General features: G+C 55.1%; 28 protein-coding genes and 2 pseudogenes. 18 read left to right on the top strand and 12 right to left on the bottom strand.

The features are described from left to right. Window positions 1–134 precede the first annotated feature (134 nt). Complete coding sequence (rimL, locus tag AACV31_RS11180; RefSeq protein ID WP_165154171.1) at window positions 135–704, top strand: 50S ribosomal protein L7/L12-serine acetyltransferase; 570 nt, start codon at window positions 135–137, stop codon at window positions 702–704. Here the strand turns inward: rimL and ydcK are convergent. Further along, window positions 701–1681, bottom strand: a complete 981-nt coding sequence (gene ydcK / locus AACV31_RS11175; RefSeq protein ID WP_165154170.1) for a YdcK family protein — start codon at window positions 1679–1681, stop codon at window positions 701–703. The genes rimL and ydcK overlap by 4 nt on opposite strands. A gap of 159 nt (window positions 1682–1840) precedes the next feature. On the opposite strand from ydcK, the gene tehB reads away from it, so the two are divergent. From tehB to AACV31_RS11160, 3 genes and pseudogenes are all read left to right on the top strand, one after another. Further along, window positions 1841–2434: a tellurite resistance methyltransferase TehB gene (gene tehB, locus AACV31_RS11170; RefSeq protein ID WP_105539340.1), complete on the top strand. Its 594-nt coding sequence runs from the start codon at window positions 1841–1843 to the stop codon at window positions 2432–2434. A gap of 216 nt (window positions 2435–2650) precedes the next feature. Continuing rightward, a pseudogene (locus AACV31_RS11165) lies at window positions 2651–2854 on the top strand (DUF3313 family protein); the annotation flags it as partial. Between the two features lie 194 nt (window positions 2855–3048). Beyond that, complete coding sequence (locus AACV31_RS11160; RefSeq protein ID WP_165154169.1) at window positions 3049–4299, top strand: tyrosine-type recombinase/integrase; 1251 nt, start codon at window positions 3049–3051, stop codon at window positions 4297–4299. A 21-nt stretch (window positions 4300–4320) separates the two neighbouring features. Here AACV31_RS11160 and AACV31_RS11155 read toward each other — a convergent pair whose 3' ends face one another. The 11 genes from AACV31_RS11155 to AACV31_RS11105 form a co-directional block, all read right to left on the bottom strand. Further along, window positions 4321–4482: a hypothetical protein gene (locus AACV31_RS11155; RefSeq protein ID WP_165154168.1), complete on the bottom strand. Its 162-nt coding sequence runs from the start codon at window positions 4480–4482 to the stop codon at window positions 4321–4323. A gap of 409 nt (window positions 4483–4891) precedes the next feature. Further along, entirely contained in the window at window positions 4892–5200 is a 309-nt protein-coding gene (locus tag AACV31_RS11150) for a DUF7740 domain-containing protein (protein WP_165154166.1), read from the bottom strand. 154 nt (window positions 5201–5354) lie between these two features. After that, complete coding sequence (locus AACV31_RS11145; protein WP_165154165.1) at window positions 5355–5951, bottom strand: MT-A70 family methyltransferase; 597 nt, start codon at window positions 5949–5951, stop codon at window positions 5355–5357. Next, window positions 5948–6112: a DUF1317 family protein gene (locus tag AACV31_RS11140; RefSeq protein WP_165154164.1), complete on the bottom strand. Its 165-nt coding sequence runs from the start codon at window positions 6110–6112 to the stop codon at window positions 5948–5950. The genes AACV31_RS11145 and AACV31_RS11140 overlap by 4 nt, the downstream gene beginning before the upstream one ends. After that, the gene (locus tag AACV31_RS11135; protein ID WP_165154162.1) at window positions 6109–6414 is read right to left on the bottom strand and encodes a PerC family transcriptional regulator; all 306 of its coding nucleotides are present in this window, start codon (window positions 6412–6414) and stop codon (window positions 6109–6111) included. The genes AACV31_RS11140 and AACV31_RS11135 overlap by 4 nt, the downstream gene beginning before the upstream one ends. Before the next feature lie 112 nt (window positions 6415–6526). Next, window positions 6527–6775 (bottom strand): helix-turn-helix transcriptional regulator, encoded by a 249-nt coding sequence (locus AACV31_RS11130; protein WP_007761581.1) that lies wholly within the window; start codon window positions 6773–6775, stop codon window positions 6527–6529. Window positions 6776–6826: 51 nt separating this feature from the next. After that, window positions 6827–7708 carry a RecT family recombinase gene (locus AACV31_RS11125; protein WP_165154160.1) on the bottom strand — a complete coding sequence of 294 codons (882 nt, stop codon included), beginning with the start codon at window positions 7706–7708 and terminating at the stop codon, window positions 6827–6829. After that, window positions 7705–8526: a PD-(D/E)XK nuclease-like domain-containing protein gene (locus AACV31_RS11120; protein WP_165154158.1), complete on the bottom strand. Its 822-nt coding sequence runs from the start codon at window positions 8524–8526 to the stop codon at window positions 7705–7707. The genes AACV31_RS11125 and AACV31_RS11120 overlap by 4 nt, the downstream gene beginning before the upstream one ends. Further along, a complete protein-coding gene (locus AACV31_RS11115; RefSeq protein ID WP_165154156.1) occupies window positions 8523–8825 on the bottom strand; it encodes a hypothetical protein in 303 nt (100 codons plus the stop codon). The genes AACV31_RS11120 and AACV31_RS11115 overlap by 4 nt, the downstream gene beginning before the upstream one ends. Next, window positions 8822–9010, bottom strand: a complete 189-nt coding sequence (locus AACV31_RS11110) for a hypothetical protein (RefSeq protein WP_023898669.1) — start codon at window positions 9008–9010, stop codon at window positions 8822–8824. The genes AACV31_RS11115 and AACV31_RS11110 overlap by 4 nt, the downstream gene beginning before the upstream one ends. Window positions 9011–9376: 366 nt before the next feature. Then, entirely contained in the window at window positions 9377–9967 is a 591-nt protein-coding gene (locus AACV31_RS11105) for a helix-turn-helix transcriptional regulator (protein WP_165154154.1), read from the bottom strand. Between the two features lie 154 nt (window positions 9968–10121). Here AACV31_RS11105 and AACV31_RS11100 point away from each other — a divergent pair, with 154 nt between their 5' ends. From AACV31_RS11100 to AACV31_RS11035, 14 genes and pseudogenes are all read left to right on the top strand, one after another. Beyond that, complete coding sequence (locus AACV31_RS11100) at window positions 10122–10352, top strand: hypothetical protein (RefSeq protein WP_007761568.1); 231 nt, start codon at window positions 10122–10124, stop codon at window positions 10350–10352. 148 nt (window positions 10353–10500) lie between these two features. Next, complete coding sequence (locus AACV31_RS11095; RefSeq protein WP_007901938.1) at window positions 10501–10704, top strand: hypothetical protein; 204 nt, start codon at window positions 10501–10503, stop codon at window positions 10702–10704. After that, window positions 10701–11792 (top strand): DNA cytosine methyltransferase, encoded by a 1092-nt coding sequence (locus AACV31_RS11090; RefSeq protein ID WP_165154152.1) that lies wholly within the window; start codon window positions 10701–10703, stop codon window positions 11790–11792. Before AACV31_RS11095 ends, AACV31_RS11090 begins: the two co-directional genes overlap by 4 nt. A gap of 517 nt (window positions 11793–12309) precedes the next feature. Further along, window positions 12310–12597 (top strand): annotated as a pseudogene (locus AACV31_RS23185) (DnaT-like ssDNA-binding domain-containing protein); the annotation flags it as partial. Window positions 12598–12712: 115 nt separating this feature from the next. Beyond that, the gene (locus tag AACV31_RS11080; RefSeq protein ID WP_165154148.1) at window positions 12713–13180 is read left to right on the top strand and encodes a crossover junction endodeoxyribonuclease RuvC; all 468 of its coding nucleotides are present in this window, start codon (window positions 12713–12715) and stop codon (window positions 13178–13180) included. 36 nt (window positions 13181–13216) lie between these two features. Beyond that, on the top strand, window positions 13217–13645 hold the full coding sequence (locus AACV31_RS11075; protein ID WP_165154146.1) for a hypothetical protein: 429 nt from the start codon (window positions 13217–13219) through the stop codon (window positions 13643–13645). After that, window positions 13642–14289 (top strand): hypothetical protein, encoded by a 648-nt coding sequence (locus AACV31_RS11070; RefSeq protein ID WP_165154144.1) that lies wholly within the window; start codon window positions 13642–13644, stop codon window positions 14287–14289. Before AACV31_RS11075 ends, AACV31_RS11070 begins: the two co-directional genes overlap by 4 nt. Further along, complete coding sequence (locus AACV31_RS11065) at window positions 14286–14609, top strand: hypothetical protein (protein WP_165154142.1); 324 nt, start codon at window positions 14286–14288, stop codon at window positions 14607–14609. Before AACV31_RS11070 ends, AACV31_RS11065 begins: the two co-directional genes overlap by 4 nt. Beyond that, window positions 14610–14909: a hypothetical protein gene (locus AACV31_RS11060; RefSeq protein WP_165154140.1), complete on the top strand. Its 300-nt coding sequence runs from the start codon at window positions 14610–14612 to the stop codon at window positions 14907–14909. Continuing rightward, a complete protein-coding gene (locus AACV31_RS11055) occupies window positions 14906–15124 on the top strand; it encodes a hypothetical protein (protein ID WP_165154138.1) in 219 nt (72 codons plus the stop codon). Before AACV31_RS11060 ends, AACV31_RS11055 begins: the two co-directional genes overlap by 4 nt. Beyond that, window positions 15121–16356, top strand: a complete 1236-nt coding sequence (locus AACV31_RS11050) for a DUF551 domain-containing protein (protein ID WP_165154136.1) — start codon at window positions 15121–15123, stop codon at window positions 16354–16356. The genes AACV31_RS11055 and AACV31_RS11050 overlap by 4 nt, the downstream gene beginning before the upstream one ends. Then, window positions 16356–16628: a hypothetical protein gene (locus AACV31_RS11045; RefSeq protein ID WP_165154134.1), complete on the top strand. Its 273-nt coding sequence runs from the start codon at window positions 16356–16358 to the stop codon at window positions 16626–16628. Before AACV31_RS11050 ends, AACV31_RS11045 begins: the two co-directional genes overlap by 1 nt. Continuing rightward, window positions 16628–16912 carry a DUF4752 family protein gene (locus AACV31_RS11040; protein ID WP_165154132.1) on the top strand — a complete coding sequence of 95 codons (285 nt, stop codon included), beginning with the start codon at window positions 16628–16630 and terminating at the stop codon, window positions 16910–16912. Before AACV31_RS11045 ends, AACV31_RS11040 begins: the two co-directional genes overlap by 1 nt. Then, window positions 16905–17243, top strand: coding sequence for a hypothetical protein (locus tag AACV31_RS11035; RefSeq protein ID WP_165154130.1), 339 nt, complete (start codon window positions 16905–16907; stop codon window positions 17241–17243). The genes AACV31_RS11040 and AACV31_RS11035 overlap by 8 nt, the downstream gene beginning before the upstream one ends. Window positions 17244–17315 lie beyond the last annotated feature (72 nt).

Raw genomic sequence — 17315 nt, 5'->3', positions numbered from 1 at the left:
GCTTTTTTATGGGCGCGATGCGCAAAAGACGAGAGATACGCTGGTGTTTGCGCACAACCCCGCCGATTCCGGCAGTGTTTTTACGCGCCCCGCTGTGATACCTGTAGAGACTTACACACCAGAAGGAGACTCACGTGCAAAACGCCACCAGCGCTGCCTTTCAGGACGAGAGGCTTATCGTTAACGACAATCTTGAGCTGCATTCTGTTCATGAACGGTTTGCCGGGCCGCTGTTTTCACTGGTGCAGCGCAATAAAGACTGGCTGCAAAAAGCGATGAACTGGCCGCAGTACGTCAACAAAATCGAAGATACGCGCCAAACCATTCAGGGCAACGTGATGTTGCACCATCGCGGCTACGCGAAAATGTTTATGATTTTGCTGGATGGCGAAATGGTGGGCGTGCTGTCGTTTAACCAGATTGAGCCGACCAACAAAACGGGGTATATCGGCTACTGGCTGGATGAGCAGCACCAGGGCCAGGGGATTATCTCCGGCGCGCTGCAAACGATGATGGCGCACTACGCGCAGACCGGCGAGGTGCGGCGTTTTGTCATTAAATGCATCGTCACCAACGAGGCGAGCAACCGGGTGGCGCAGCGCAACGGCTTTACGCTGGAAGGCCGGTTAAAAGAGGCCGAATACCTGAACGGCCAGTTCCACGACCAGCATATCTACGGGCGCATTATCGACGCGGATGCTTAAACGAGGCCCGGAAGGGGCGTGCGCTGAATGTGTTCGTCACCGCCCAGCGTCTTAAAGCCGCACAACCGGATGGTTTCGCCGGGCGGCGCGTCGATGATGACGTCATCGGTCACCGTCACGCTGTCTTCAAGGATGACGTCGCCGCTTATCCGCGCGCGCCCTGCGACCGTCACATGGTTATCGAGCCGTACCGGGCCGCCAGTGATTACTGCGTGTTCACCCACGCGCACGTGATGCCCCAGCAGGCAGTTGCCCTCAATAACCGCGTGGCCGGAGACCTCCGAACTGTAGCGCACCGTCGGCGAGGCATTCTCCTCAACGCCCGCCACCAGCCGGGCGTTGCCGTGGATTTTCGCGCAGTCGCACACCCAGACGTCGTTCTCTTCGTTGCCTTCGAGGATCGCATGTCCAAACACTTCGGCGCGATGTTCGATAAACGCGTGCGTCACCAGCGCGTGGCCGTAAATCTGGGCCTGATGCACCACCCGCGAGGCGCTGACCGTGGCGCTGCCGTAAATATGCAGCGCGCTGTCGCTGTCCGCCGTTAAGCCTTTCGCGCCGACCACCAGGCTGTTTTGCATCACCCGCGCGTCGCCGAACAGATGGCATTCGCCGCGCACCACCGAGCACTGCACCATCGCGCGGCCGCTGACGTGCGCGCCGTCGCTGATTTCCGCGACGTCAATCCAGGCATCGTCGCTGATCACCGCGTCATGATGAATCTCGCAGGTCTGGCTGACGCGCGCGTTGCCGCGAATTTTCGCGCCAGCGAACACCACGCTGTTGTGGTCATACACCCAGCACGCGCCCTGCTGGCTGAGGTTTTCCTCGCTCTCCACCCAGCCGCCCGGCGTTCCGGCGCTCACGTCGGCGAAATCGCGCAGCGCGATAAGCTGGCGCAGCGTCACGGTGCATGGCTCGCCGTGGCGGGTGTAGCGAAAGACGCGCGTAGCTTCGCTGAGCTGGTATTTATTCATCAGGGTTTCCTTGTCAGAGACGATAAATTAACCGTAGCAAATTTTTACGCGCCGGGAAGGTGATAGCGTTCGCGAGGGAAGTTTTATAAAATGCATGCAGAATATATCTTTGCTGCTCGCCGCCTGGCGGCACCGGCAGACGCCTTTTAAGGAACCACGATGAACATTCGCGATGAAAATTACTTCACTGAAAAATATGGCCTGACGGCCACGCACTCTGACGTGTTAAACGCCGTTAATTATGTCGAGCCGGGCCGCGCGCTGGATCTCGGCTGCGGCAACGGGCGCAACAGCCTGTATCTCGCCGCCCGTGGGTTTGACGTCACCGCGTGGGATAAAAACCCGGCGAGTATCGCGAACCTTGAGCGCATCGCGGCGGCGGAAGGGCTCAGTAACCTGCATATCGCGGTCAAGGATTTAAATACGCTGCGCTTTGACGGGGAATATGACTTTATTCTCTCCACCGTGGTGATGATGTTTCTTGAGCGCGACACTATTCCCGGGCTTATCGATAATATGCAGCGCTGCACCACGCCTGGCGGGTATAACCTGATTGTCGCGGCGATGGATACCGACGATTACCCGTGCACCGTTGGGTTTCCGTTTGCGTTCCGTGAAGGGGAACTGCGCCGCTATTATGAGGGCTGGGATCTGATTAAATACAATGAAGATGTCGGTCAGCTCCATAAAACCGACGCCAGCGGCAACCGCATTAGTTTACGTTTTGCGACCATGCTCGCGAAAAAACGTTAATGTGACTGTCTTTTACGGAGCCGCCCATAACGCGGCTCCGGATTAATGCCATAAAGTTTTTTATATATTTTCATAATTAACATCAGCTTTATTTATTGTTCTAATCCGATTTTATGTCCCGGATCGCTTTTTCCTGTCATGTCGTCGTTTTTATGACTCTTTTTGTGCGCCCGTTTGCTATAAATTCTGTGCTCCCCCAATCACAGGTAACCTTCTATGCACAGCTCATCGGTATTTAAAGCTTCCGGCGTGGCGGCGCTATTGCTGCTGGCCGGCTGTTCCTCCAGCACTACCAAACCTGAACAATATTCCGGCTTCCTGAAAGACTATTCGGGGCTGGAGAAAACCACGTCAGCCACCGGTAAACCGGTCATGCGCTGGGTCGCGCCGGGCTTTAACCTGAATAACTACGACTCGATGGGTAACTGCCTTTCATAATCTCACAGGATCTATTAACTTTACTCCGCAAGCCGTTGTCATACCTGCCTCAATCTCTCATTACCTCCCAATATCTATTTATGCTACCCGGTTATTTCTGACGGTACTGTTGCCGGTATTACCTTTAGGGTATACCCTCTGGTTCTCTCCGATACCGTCATCATGGCAGGGATACTGTGCTCACAGATACCAAACTCAAAAACCTTAAGCCTCGCGACGCGCTTTACAAAGTTGCCGATCGCGACGGCCTTTACGTCGCCGTCACCAAAACCGGCGTCATCTCCTTCCGGTACGATTACCGAATCAACGGGCGCCGTGAAACCCTCACTATCGGCAAATATGGGCCAGACGGTATATCACTGGCTCAGGCGCGTGATGAACTTATAGCTGCTAAAAAAATGGTTAGCGCCGGAATATCGCCAGCCTCTCAAAAACGAGACAGTAAACGGCTGGTAAAAGAAGCTGAAACATTTTCATCATTCATCGAAAAATATATGCGGCACGTGACGCTGGCCGATAGCACCAGAGCAATGAAAGAGGCGATTATCAATCGGGATATCGTACCGGTTATTGGTCGCAAAATTATGGCCGAAATAACGCCATCAATGGTCAGGTCAATGTGCGACCGCATTCTTGCGCGCGGCGGAAATGCTACCGCTATTCAGGCCCTGGAACTCGTTAATAGTGTATATCGATTTGCCAACGATCGCGGGCATGGATTTATTAACCCTGCTCAGGACATAAAGTCAAAATCGCTGGCGACATTCAGGCCGCGCGAGCGCAGCTTATCGCCTCAGGAAATGGGGATATTTCTGCGCGAACTTGACAGAGCAACCGCGATGGCAACCATGAAGCTGGCTATTCGTCTTATAGCTCTGACGCTGGTGCGGAAAAGCGAGGCTCTTCTTGCACGGTGGGGTGAGGTTAATGTGAGAGCCAGAACATGGACAATCCCGGCGGCCAGAATGAAAGGAGCACGCCCTCACGTGATTTATCTTTCCAGCCAGGCGGTTTCTCTTATAGAGGAGATGAAGTTGCACAGCTGCGGGAGTGAGTTGCTTTTGCCTGGACGCTACAGCCTTGACCGGACACTGTCGCCATCTGCGCTAAACGTAATGCTTCCAAATATTGTTAACCGGGCAAAGGAAGCAGGCGAAGATATTTCTCCTTTCACAGTGCACGATCTGCGCCGCACAGGAAGCACGCTGCTGCACGAAGCCGGATACCCATCCGACTGGATAGAAAAGGCGCTGGCTCATGAGCAGCGCGGGGTGAGGGCGGTTTACAACAAGGCGGAGTATGCGCGCCAGCGAGAGTATATGCTTCAACAGTGGGCTGATATGCTGGACGCTTGGAAAGCGGGGGCGCATTACGATCTGGTGCCGTTCTCCCCGGCGCGATTTGAGAAGTGGATGGAAGAAAAATAACCCGCCGAAGCGGGTTTATTTTCATTTTTTCTTTTCAATCATCTTTTCAAGCTTTTGGAGATTTTCTCTGGCCTTGTCGGGATTTATCCCCGTTTTTCGAGGATCTCCGTTGATAACCTCTTCCAGCAACTGTTTAGTCAAGCCGTTTACTTCATCCATGATATTTTTGCCTTCACTTTGCATATAGCTCTCCTTTTAGTCCAATGACCTGCCGATAATACTCCCCGGTTACAGAAACTTCCCTGTGCAGATCACTGTTTCGGAAAAGATAAATCATGGCGTGAGCTGAAAATCGTCATCCCACTGCGGGTAGTTTTGCATCCGCCCGTGGGAAATGATGTAGGAGATCCCGTCAGACATTGAGCTTGGGCGCTCAAACTCAAGCATAAACACATCATCATATGCCCGTCCAAGCCACCACCCGCCGCCGTACTCCCGAGCCCGCTGAATTAGTACCCATCGGCCCGGCGTGATCCTTTGATGCTCCTCGCCGCGGTAAATAACCAGGTAATCGGAATCCTTGCTCATGCCCATCACAAAAAAATAACTGTATACATATACAGTAAGTTGATGCTATCGGCCTGTCAACTTGTCAGATGAACGTGTCCGCCGGTTCCCCATAGCTGGCCGCAGCCTCGTTTGCTTCACGACGCAAGCCCAGGAAGTAGCCTACCGGGTCCCACGCTTTGATAATGGCGTCCAGCTCTTTCTGGCTGTGCCACGTTGTAAGGCGGGTTTTAAGCGCCCTGGCGCATGCTGTAACATTTGCGCGCGTCGGGCCCGCCAGTTTCATGCACAGGCACATTGTGATGAGAAGATCGGAATACTCATCAGAAGCTTTCTTCAAAACTTCCGGGTCAATACGCTGTTGCATCTGATGGATATGGTGCTTCTGGCTCATGCTTTTTCCTTCTGTTTTGCCTTATCTACTGCCGCGCGGCGGCGCTCGATTCCCCGAATTAAACGCTGCGCTGCGTCCTCGCCAGGGCCGCGCCGGGAGTCACCCAGCGCGCGAATTACGCTTTCTCGTTCATAGCGGTCACAATCAGCGCGTGTCATGCCGCCACCGATTTAACGACGGGGATTGCGCACCCCGGCAGCAACTGAACCGCTGGGCCTTCGCACTGATTCCCCCACACGTCAAAACCGTGGGAAGACTGGCGGGCGAAGAGCTCAATACGCGGCACGTCGCCCAGCAGGTGCACCAGTTTTTCTCGCACGCAGTCCGGCTTCTGCGAGTGCGCTAGGCGCGGCGCCGTGAATGACTGAATGATCCCGGCATTCATGCGCTCGGGTAATTTGCCGCGCACCGCAAACAGGCAGTCTTCGCTGTTGGCGCGCGTCATATGACCCATCCCCATGACGAGCTTGTCGGCCTGCCGGCTGCCGCATTTATTCCAGGTGAAGCCCTTCATGGTCATCAGTCTGAAGCCCCATGCCTCGACAACCTTCAATGCTTCGACCGGCTGCGTCGGCACCCACCACATAGCCAGCAGGCAGTCTTCGGCGGCCAACTCCCAGACCGGGAGGCGGCAAATATCCTGCACGCCCATTACCGGATATTTGAACCCGGCGCCGCGGTCGCCGTCGGCGGCTTTGTCGCGGTACGCCCAGGGCGGATCAGCGTAGATGAGGGTGTATTTACCGGTCATGCTGCCGCCTTTTTGGTCTGGTTGTGGATCGCTTCGGCAACACGCTGCGCCTTAAGCGGGTTAGTGATTACGCTGCCGTCGGGAGTAATCCAGCCACGGCGCACCGGGGAGTACATCAGGTGGGCAGTGCCCACCCGGATATCATCATGAGCAAAGGTCACAGGAGCCCCCACATATCGTTTATCTGTCCCGCATTAACGCCGCAGTAATGCTCCCGGCGTGCGCAGCCCCGAGTGATGCAGCGTTCGCGGCGCATTGCGATACGCTGGCGCTCAACGTCGCCTACGGCAGCATCCAGGCATTTCAGCCAGAGTCCCGCTGCAACACGGAACAGGCCTTTCGCCTCCAGCTCCAGCGCTCTCTGCTCAATGGCCTGCGCGGCTGGAGAGGTTGCCACCTGCGGGCCCAGGCGGCGGGTAACATAATTTTCGTGGTAACGCTCAAGCCGGGTTTTAGATTTCATTTGAGCCATCCATCCTGAGTGAAAATTGCCGCGATGAGGTACATCCATGCAGCGATACCGGCCAGGTACCAGTACAGACCTGACCATTTTTGCCAGTGCCGGGTGATGGCCGTCATGCAGCGCTGCTCACCGGGCGGAAAACTCGCTGCTCAACCGGAGGCTTTTTTCCCCCGAACACCGACGGGCTTTTGGCCTTACGCTCTTCGAGCCATTCGCTGATCTCGTCAGCATCCCATGCGCAGCGTTTGTCCGTGATGTACCAGCGTTTCGGGAACTCGCCTTTTTTCTCCAGCGCATCGATAGTGCTGATCGACAGCGGGACAACCTCTAACAGCTCTTTCTTTCCGTATGCTCGTTTCATTTTTTCTCTCTTAGCAGGTGGCGGCGCGCCGGGCGCCGCTTTTGATTTCAATTACTGCGCTGCGGTCATTTCTTCGCGGCGCACGGAATAAACGTCGGTGGCTTTATCGAGCTGCTCCTGATGGCTCGCCAGGCGCTTTGCTACAGCCGCGTAGGCGGAATCGAGCTCTGCCAAGTCACTGGCATTGCTGGCGTATTCGGTGAATCCAGCCAGCAGCTCGTCAGGTGTGCGCTCATTGCGCGGGCGGTGCTGCGCAGCAGGAGCGTCGTTTTGCGATGTGTTCTTGAGGATCAGGCTATTCACGCTCTTGGCGTCTGCCGCTGGCGGCGTGATATCTCGCTCAACTCGCGGGCGCTCTTCCAGCTCATCAGGGGTGTAGACGCCCAGCAACACATCGGGCGCATGGAGACGAGCCCAGCGCTTCGTGCAGAGGTATGCCAGCTGCTGGCGCGGATCTACTTCCCAGTTAGGCGAGTTGCGTACGCCAGCCTGCGCCATGCTGATAGTCAGCTCGCGAGGCTCGCTTTCGCCTTTGAGCGTTGCCCACACGGTTACGGTCAGGTTGGGTGACTTATCCGTCTTGCCGCTCACTTTCGACCAGTCACCATCCCAGCGGTAATTCAAACGTGTAGCAAGCAGGCTGGATGAAGAGACAACAGCGTTGACAAGCTGAGCCTCATAGCCCAGGGCGCCGTTAACTACGTGTGTTTTCTGCGCCACAGCAAACGGGTTCATGCCCCACTGCGCCGCCTGCATTGTCACTGCCAGGCAGTCAGCAGGCTTGCCGCGCAGGTGCTGGGGGATGGATACAGCGCCTTCTGACATGACCTGCGCGAACTGCTGCAGGCGCATCAGGCCTTCCGGATTGAAGATGGCCGCAGCGGTGCCAACGGTAGCGCCAGCTTGCTCGGTTAAAGTGAGATCGTTGCTCATGCGTACATGTCCTGTTTGCGGGCCCATTCAGGGCGTTTAATGGTTTCAATGCCGCCAACTTCGTCGCTGGTGCGGTACTGGTGATAAGTGTTCAGGTCGCGCCGGTACAGGCGAAAACCTTCGTCTTTGTCGTAAGCGTCCAGCTCAAACACGCGAACCGGATAGCGGCCGCAGTCGATCGACTCGCTTACGGCGATGAAAAAGAAACTGTGCGGCTCGCCGGTGGTTTGCTTTGCGCCTTCGCAGTACATCGCGTCCTGAACGTGATAGCGGAATTCATCGATGTGCCGAGCAAACCGTGACATGTCATTGACCTTTTTCACGTCAGCCATGACAGGGAACTGCTCCAGGCGCTTATCAGGGCGGATGCGGCACAGCTCGCCGGTCTCGCTGTCGATCCAGTAGTGCGATGCCTCGCAATCGCCTTCCTGCTCCAGCAGCCAGCGCGCCGCCGGGTGAGCAAACGCGCTGTCGCGCATCAGCTGCAATTTCCGGCCTTCTTCGGCACTCATTATCGTCATGCCCATTCCGGCAACCTTGTTCAGGAATGCCGCCTCTTCTTCCTTTCCGGCATTGCTACGACGGTTGAACTGCGGCGCCACAATGAAGCGCTTGTCGAATTCTTCCGGCTCCAGCAGCAGGCAGTGCAGGGCGGTTCCCATATCGAGCGCCTGGAGCTTTTCGGTATCGACCGGCGCATTCTTCTGCCATGTCAGCAGCGCCGGGTTAATTGCCACCAGGTCGAGCTGCGACTTACTCACGCCGTCACCGGCGTGGTAAGCCTCGTTTGAGATGTCGCGGTAGATGCCCGGTTTCACGCTGCATCCCTCGCGCCGTCGATTTGATCAGCCATATCCCAGCGCGCCGCGACGCCGGAAAGCTCGCGCAGCAGCGCGCCGATAATTTCCGTGGCTTCAACGTCTTCAAGCACATGAGTGATGATTTCGTTGCGCATGCCGGCCACCTGCCAGGCTTCGCGGATCACCTTATTCAGCGAGCTGTTGCTCAGCGCCACGTCCAGTTCTTCCTGACGCGCTTCCACCTGCTTGCAGATGCAGTAATCGGCGGACATTTGCTCGATGATTTTTTCCATCTTTGCAATCTGTTGAAGGTTCATTGTGAGTACCCCGTTAATCGTTCAAACCCTGCTTTCACCATCTGCTCAAAGTTCATCGTGAAGCCTTCACGCGGCTTATCGACAGAGACGAAACGCCATTCATAACCATTTGCCTGGCGGTAAACCCGGTACGGCCTGCCGTTCACGTCGACCGTTTCCTCAGGCGCGCATTTCTCTTTCAACACTGCGGGCCTCCCTGGTTATGAATGCCCACTCGACCGCCTCGCGCAGCGTTCTGAATTTCCAGCTCATCAGCCCGGAAATCGTCACGCAGTGCCAACCGTTTATGATTCTCCACTGCATTTCCGCACCTCAAATGTTTACCAATTTGGTAATACTTTTGGTTATAGGTAACCCGGAACGCGTCCGGCGATGGGTAATCAGAGAGTTTTTACCGCCTCAATGTTTACCTTTAAGGTAATACTGAACCGGTTTTAAAAGAGAGTCAATAGATAGTGAGAGAAAAAATTACCAAAACGGTAACTATTTTTCTTTGGGCCTGAACGGCTCTTGAGGATTTGGGCTGTGTGTAGTTGTGCTAACGCGGCGTTTTACGCCTGCTTATCGTTCTGGTTCTGAGACATCACGAAATCAATGAACGTGCGGATCTTGTCTTTTTCCTGCTGCGGGAGCGCCGCGTACAGTTTGTGGTCGTAACTGATAAGTCCCGGCGCGTCCGGTGGCAGGATCATCTCATACGCCTGGCGCCCAAACGACTCTGCTATGGATGCCAGGTTATTAACAGAGATGCTGCTCTCGTTTCGCAGCAGGCGGTTAATTGTCGCCTGGCTGACGCCGGAGGCAGCCGCCACCTTCTGCTGAGAAAGCCCGTCGGCGTCCATCCACTTTTTGAGTATGCTCGCGGCCAGCTCGCTGGTGTTCGTCGGGCCAGTATCGCTTTCCTGGTTTTCCAGCATATTAGCCAGCTGGTGATCGACGTCCAGCCAGTGCGATTCCACGCGCGCGGCTTCTTCAATGCGCCGGGCTACTTTATCGCCGATATTCTTCGCGCCGCTCTCCCAGCGAGATACCAGGTTCTGCTGAATCTCCAGCCGTTCGGCCAGGCGAATCTGCTTGCCGTCGAAATAACGCCGCAGAATTTCCTTTAAATTTTCTCGTCGTATCTCATGAATACTTTTCATTTCTATTAAATTATCTCTTTTTTGGATTGTTAACTTATTAAATTAAAAGAGATATTACCAAAAAGGTAAATGCACCAAAAAGGTAATAATGTTTGATTTTTACACCCAAAAGGTAATAATCTTGAGGTAAATAGATACTGTGAGAAAAAAATTTATGGCAATCGAGCAGAAATTTGATTTCAAGAAACACTGGCTGAGCCTGGACCAGGCGGGCCGTGAGGCGTTCGCTCTGGATGCCGGGACGACAGCCGGGTACATTGCTGCGCATTACTGCGGGCGCCGTAAGACGCCGACTAAGGCACGGATGGAAAAGCTTTTTAAGGCGTGCAAGCAGCGCGGTTGGCTGACCAGTAAAAACGACCTGGTGCAGTTCTTCTACAGTTGACAAATCCACCACAGACGCAAAGAGGCTGCCTTATGGCGGCCTTTTTTATACGCCACATACCACAAAGGTAATATTTATCCGTTTATGGTTGATCTTTTTGTGTGCTCAGGCAAAATTACCAAAGATAAATAACAAAGAGGGCGACGAAATGGAGCGTATCACCCAGGCGGAAGCTCTGGATAAAGGTCTTACTCGCTTCTACACCGGCCGGAAATGCATCCACGGCCATTACAGCGAGCGCTACACCATCAGCGGCGAGTGCGTGCAGTGCAACAACGAGCGGGCTAAACGCGCAGCTCAGGCGCGCTCACAGAAGCTTAAAGCCGCCCGAAAGGCACGGGAGGCAGCATGATTCCCGCCGCGTATTACAACGAAATTGATCCGTATGCAGCTCAGTGGCTGCGCAACCTGATAGCCGCGGGCCATATCGCGCCGGGCGAAGTTGACGAAAGGAGCATTGAAGATGTCACACCTGACGACCTGCGAGGATTCACGCAGTGCCATTTCTTCGCCGGTATCGGCGTCTGGTCTCATTCACTCCGCCTCGCCGGATGGCCTGACGATAAACCAGTCTGGACCGGTTCCTGCCCGTGCCAGCCTTTCAGCGCGGCAGGCAAAGGAGATGGGTTTGCTGACGAGCGGCACCTTTGGCCGGCCTTCTTCCACCTCATCAGTGAGTGCAGACCTCAGCACGTCTTTGGCGAGCAGGTTGCAAGCGGTAACGCAAACACATGGTTCGACCTTGTACAAGCTGACCTGGAAGGAATGGGCTACGCCTTCGGGCTTGTGCCGTTTGCGGCAGCGGGCGTCGGTGCGCCGCACATCAGAGAGCGGGCCTACTGGGTGGCCAACTCCGACAGCGGCGTCAGTGGCCGGAGCTGGAGCGACCGGCAGGCAAGGCGGCCTGAACATCCAGACTGCGGTGACGCTGGCGGGATGGGTGACTCCAACGTCACGCGACTGGAAAGACACTTTGGGGATGACGGCGCAGCGGGATGGCAAGGACAGACTGGACCAACTGCCGAGGCAAGCATTCATGACGGGATGGCCAACGCCCACAACGAGCAACACTCGATCGCCATCAGTGGAATCGGCAATGAATATGTATCGACAGGATGGGAGCAAGACCCAGCAGCGTCTGCAGGACTTCGCGGGGATTACCGGGCCCTTGAGGTTAACGGTTTTTGGCGAGATGCGGACTGGCTCTTTTGTCGCGATGGAAAATGGCGTCCAGTTGAACCCGGCACATTCCCGCTGGTTAATGGGACTTCCTCCCGCCTGGTGCGAAAACAGCCCATCGTGGCAGGACTGGCAAGAATGGCTAGCCGCAATAGAAGAGGTCGTCTCAAGGGCTACGGTAACGCCATAAACGCGCAAGCCGCTGCTGAATTTATTCGTGCTTACATGGGGGTAGCAAATGGCGCGCATCCGCACAATTAAGCCAGAGTTCTGGACTGATGAAGATCTGTCAGAGGTGTCAGAGGCAGCCTGTCTGCTGGCTATCGGGCTTCTCAATTACGCCGACGATGAAGGCTATTTCAACGCAAATCCGAAGCTGGTTAAGGCTGCTGTTTTCCCGATACGGGAGCAGTCCGGTAGCATTCCGGTACTGCTACAGGAGCTTTCCAGCGTGGGGTATATCAGCCTTTTTTCTGGTGCCGACGGCAAGATCTACGGGCTTGTGAATAACTTTCTGAAGCATCAGGTCATAAACAAAGCAAAGAAGAGTGTAATCAAAGACTTATGCACGATACCGTATGAGTACGGTAATTGTACGGTACAGCTACCGCCTGGAATGGAAAGGAATGGAAAGGAACAGGGAAAGGAAAACCCCCATATAGCGCGCGAAGAATTTTCAGCTGTGGATAACTTTCAAGGCAAAAACACATCGCCAGAGCCTGACCCCGGCTCCGGAAACTTTGTGATGGATGGCTACGTGCCACCGGGCGGATCCGGGCCGATGGGTAAATTCGCGATATCGCCGGACTGGAAGCCCGATCCCGATTTCAGGAAGCAGGCCGCGATATGGGGCATCCCGCTGACGAAAGAGGTAACCCCACAGGAGCTGGCATCGTTCATCGACTACTGGCAGGCAGAGGGTAAGGCATTCCACCACACCCAGTGGCAGCAGAAGCTGGCGCGCAGTGTGCAGCAGAGCCGGAACCGAGTTAACGGCAGGACCGGTCGAGACGTAAACGCGATACCAGAGCCGGAAGACGAGATCCCTCCCGGATTCAGGGGATGATTTTTTGTTACGTGACATGTTTACCAAAATGGTAATTTTATTTATCTGTATCGCTTGAAATCTATTCGTAAAAGTATCAATATTACCTTTAAGGTAAAGGCTCAAGGAAACCAACATGGGCGTGATTATCGGGATTGACCCCGGCTGTAGCGGGGCGCTGGTGGCAGTAGACGAAACCGGCGAATACGTGGCGCACCTGAACATGCCGACGTTGAAGGTCGGCAGTAAGGCGAGGGTTAACGGCGCGCAGCTGGCGGCCTGGCTTCAGCAGCACGCGATCAGTCATGCGTATCTGGAGCAGGTCGGCGCCATGCCAGGGCAAGGGACGGCCAGCATGTTCACGTTCGGGCATGCAGCAGGTATCGCCGAAGGCATCCTGCAGGGGGCGCACATCCCCTACACGCTTGTGACGCCGCAGGCATGGAAAAAGGCCGCCGGACTCATCGGCAGCGACAAAGACGCGGCGCGGAGCCGGGCGATTCAGCTCTATCCGGCACTCCGCGCGCTGGATGCAAAAGCCAAAGGGCAGGCCATAGCCGACGCGCTGCTGATCGCACGATACGGCTTAATGCTTAAGTCCTGATTTGTCAGATGATTAAAAAATCAATACGGGTGAATTATGCACAGTGAAAACAATGAGTTAGTGAGAGCAGGCCATGAGCTGGCGAAGTGCCTCGACAACGAGCCGCTGCTGGATATCGCGAAGATGATTGTCCGCCTGTCGGATAAGCTCGAAGTGACCACCGCGGCGCTGCGAGAAAAGACGAAGCAGTGCGAGCAGTTGGCGGAGGAGAACGCGGGGCTAAAAGGTGCCATCAGCCAGCACGCTGCTGGATTTACCGTCTGCGAAGCATGCGGAGAGGAAAACGTATCAGGGAATGATGATGTCTGTCGTGCCCTGAATGAAGCTCCTGCCACCGACGCATTCCTGCGCGAAGTGCGGGCTCAAGGGGTTGAAGCGTTTGCCGACAGCAAATATTGCCAGGAGGAAAGCCAGTCTGGCGCTCATGAGTTCGCAGCAGAGCTGCGTCAAGGCGGTGCCGCATGAGTAACAGATTTTACATGCTCTGCCTGCGAGAAACCGTCGGTAACAACGCGTCTTTCCATTGCCATAACGGAAATGGTTACAGCTCCAACATTGATCGCGCCCACGTATACACGCTGGCAGAGGCTCAGAATAGCTGGGAGCTTGGCCGAGAAATAGACCAGCCCGTCTGCGCTGACAGCGTTGATGCTTTGGCAGTGTGGCATGTCGATTGCCAGTACATTCCTACAGAAAACGTTATCAAGGCCGGATGTGAGGCTTACGTTGCGTACAAGAAAGGCTCATGGAATGGAAATGATGTTTACTGGCTTCAGGCTGCTGGCCTGCCTACTGATGATTTCAGTAAGGCCGCCGTCTTTGAAACTGCAAACACCAATGAGCCGGGGATTGTCTGGCTGCCGTTTACGATGGCTGACGCGGTAAAGCGCCGTACATTCAATATCGATCATTTCAATAGGCGCACTATGGTCCAGGCTGCTGGTCTGGTGATGCCTGACTGGCTAAAAAAGCAAAATCGTAGAAAGAAATCACGCAGCGGAAAAGTTCGCTGGAATTGCCCGCATTGCGGAAAAATCAGTTGGCAGTTCAATCCGTATGATTTCGACGGCTGCCGAGACTATTCGTGCGAAGGATGGAGACCGCAATGAACACAGCAAAACTGAAAGCGGCGGCTGAACGCGTTGTTGACGCGTATGGCGATGAATGGTTTGAGGCTGGCCGTCAGATTTGCACGGTTCACAAATCAAAGATATGCCTCATTAGCCTTTCTAGCCCCTCGAATATTTTGGAGCTGATAGCAGCGCTGGAAGCCGCAGAGAAGCGCGTAGCCGAGCTTGAGGCGCGCGCCGTCACTCTGCCCCGGCCAGCGTGCACTTACGCAGACCACAGCTATCCCGCGTATAGCGAGAAACAGGTTATCGACCTGCTGAAATCAGCAGGCATCAATGTTGAGACAGGGGGTGAGTGAGTGGCAACACTTCAGGAATTAATTGATTTAACCCCGGAACAGGCGCGCGCCTGGAAGCGGTTTGAGCGTGCTGTCAGAGATTTCCGCGCCTCTGGCGGCAAATTTTACAGCGTTCTCGACACTATCAGCGGCTATAACGGCGAGCATGTCGCACGTATTGATAACGACGTTGGTTATCACACGCAGAGCGTATTTATGCCCAGCGTAGACGCGCCAGGCTTTACCAGTTTTGCCGACGACTGGCACGGAATAACGCTCAAAAGTGGCGTTGAGGTTGATGAGGCAGGGGGTGAAGCATGAGCGAATTTGTAAAGTCTTTGAGACGCAACCAGCATGGCGTCAAATCGTCGTGCGATACGTGGCGCACGTTCAACGGGCAACTCTACGAGCATTTCACGTCGTGTGACGCAGAGTTGGTTAGTGAAAAGCTGCGCAGTGCTGGGATACGCTGCCGGCGCGTCGGTTGCGAACTTTACGTCCATCAGAACGATATCGAAAAGGCGGTGGTCTTATGAGCGAAATAAGCGAAAAACGAGTAGAGGCACTGGCCTCGAATATTCTCGAATGTCACGACGTAAAACCGAGTGAAGTCAAAGCGCTGGCCGGTCTTGCACTGCTGGCGCTGAGGGAGCGGGCGGAGCCGGTGGCGTGGATGCGGAGCACAAGCTCAACATCGTTCATGTCGAGGTTCACAACAGATGAGAACTATGCAAGTGAGCAGTGGGGTGATGAAGTTGTTGCCCTCTACTCTCTCCCGCCCGCGCAGCCCGTCGCGGTGCCGGTGGAATTTAGCGTCGAGCGGCTGGAAGAGATTGTCAATGTAGATGCGCGCTGCAACCCGGAAGTTCGAGCGCTTGCACGCATCGCGCTTGCTGTTAAACAAGCGCAGCCCGTCGCGGTGCCGGAAGGGATTCATCCTGACACCGCCGACCTGGTGACAAGATTTGCATCCGCCCTGGCCGAAAAACTTCATAAGGCCGAACAGAAGTACGGTTACTCTAACGGATGGATGAGCCCGGACTGGTATAACGAATGCCTGCAATCACTGTGGGAGCACATCGAAAAAGGCGACCCACGAGACGTAGCGGCATATTGCGCTTTTATGTGGCATCACGGTTGGGTAACTACGGACTACGACCGCAATGTCCCGGAAGAATGCCGCGCCGCCATGCTCGCAGCGCCGGCAAAACCATCATCGCTGCGCGAAGGTATTAATGCTCTTCGTGAACTTGGCGGAATCGATGCGGAGAAAATAATTGCAGAGCGGGATGCTCTGAATGAGTGCGAAATACCTGAAGGCTGGAAGCTTGTGCCGATTGAGCCAACGCAGGAGATGTGCGATGCCGTATTGGGCCGCGCCTGCTTCACTTTTAATGGTGATGGAGCGAAAAAAATTTACGAAGCCATGCTCGCCGCGGCGCCGGGCAGGCAACCGCTATCGTTAGAGACCCTTGCTGGCGCGCTACGCAACGCTCCGCTCGCGCCTTCGGATAGTCAGGGGCGCAAGCGCGATAGCTCAGCGCCGGTCATTAGCGGCTGGATACCATGCAGCGAAAGGATGCCTGAAATTGGGAATCGAGTCATTGTGACCATCGAGGGCAAATACGTCCGCTGTGCTTCGTATACGCAATGGGATGGAGCGAAAACGGAAAGAGGTAGAGCTCCAAGATTTGAAGACTTAAGGGGCATTGTGTATGGCGTCACCCACTGGATGCCGCTACCGGCAGCGCCGGGAAAGGAGGGGTGATGGATAAGAGCAGAGAGCAGTTTGAAGCTTGGTTTCACGATAGATACGACAGCATTTCTATGAAGCCGGTTGAAAGGGTGCTTTTGTCAGCTAATCAGTGGGCGTCATGGCAGGCATCCCGCGCGGCGGTGAGGATTGAGTTACCAGATTTAGCGGTTGATAAAGACTCCCGCCTTGCTGCGGAGATATGGCCTGAACAGGGATTTAACCTTGCAATTATATGGGTGAGGCGAGCGCTAAAGGCCGCCGGTCTCAAGGTTAAGGGGGAGTGATGGAAGCGTTTAAAAATTTCAGCATCGCTGACTGGTTTCTTCTCGCAACAATCATGCTTTCGTGGTTATACGTGATCACGAAAGTGTTTCGCACCATTGGCTGTACGATGCTTCGCCGGCGCTGGAGGTGGTGGAAACGGAAGGATGAAAAAGCGCTGGCAATGGACTCATTCTATGAAGCTTTCAGGCTCGATAAGCTTGAGCCAGGCGAGACGCTGACCGCTAAAACGGAAAGCGGACTGGTAATCCAGGCTCACAGGCCAAAGGTGGTTAAAGATGCCTAAATCCGCAGCAGAGCGCAAAGCAGCGCAGCGCGCCCGCCAGGCTGCCGCTGGTGGCCGCAAACTTGAGCTGGTGCTCGACCAGCAGGAACTGGATATGGTGGCGCGTAACTGCGCCGCCCGCCGCCCCGGCAAAGAGGCGTACGAGCTCAACGAGTACATCGCGATGCTGATACGCCAGGATGACGCCCGATTGCAGGAGCAAATCGCCGAGCTCGGCGCCCGCCAGTGCGGTAAATGCGGCGACGCGCTGCCGGTCGACAGCTGCCCGTGTCAGGGGGATTCGCAGTGCTGGGTTACCGGCGGGTGGCATGAGATTAAATTAGCGTTGTGACATGTCACGAAGTGCAATCCGCAAACGAATTAACCGCCTCTACGGCGGTTTCTTTTTGTGTGATAGTATTAC

The organism is Cronobacter sp. EKM101R, from assembly GCF_963888145.1.
GTDB classification, from domain to species: Bacteria; Pseudomonadota; Gammaproteobacteria; order Enterobacterales; family Enterobacteriaceae; genus Cronobacter; species Cronobacter turicensis.
This window is presented reverse-complemented; position numbering and strand designations above follow the sequence as displayed.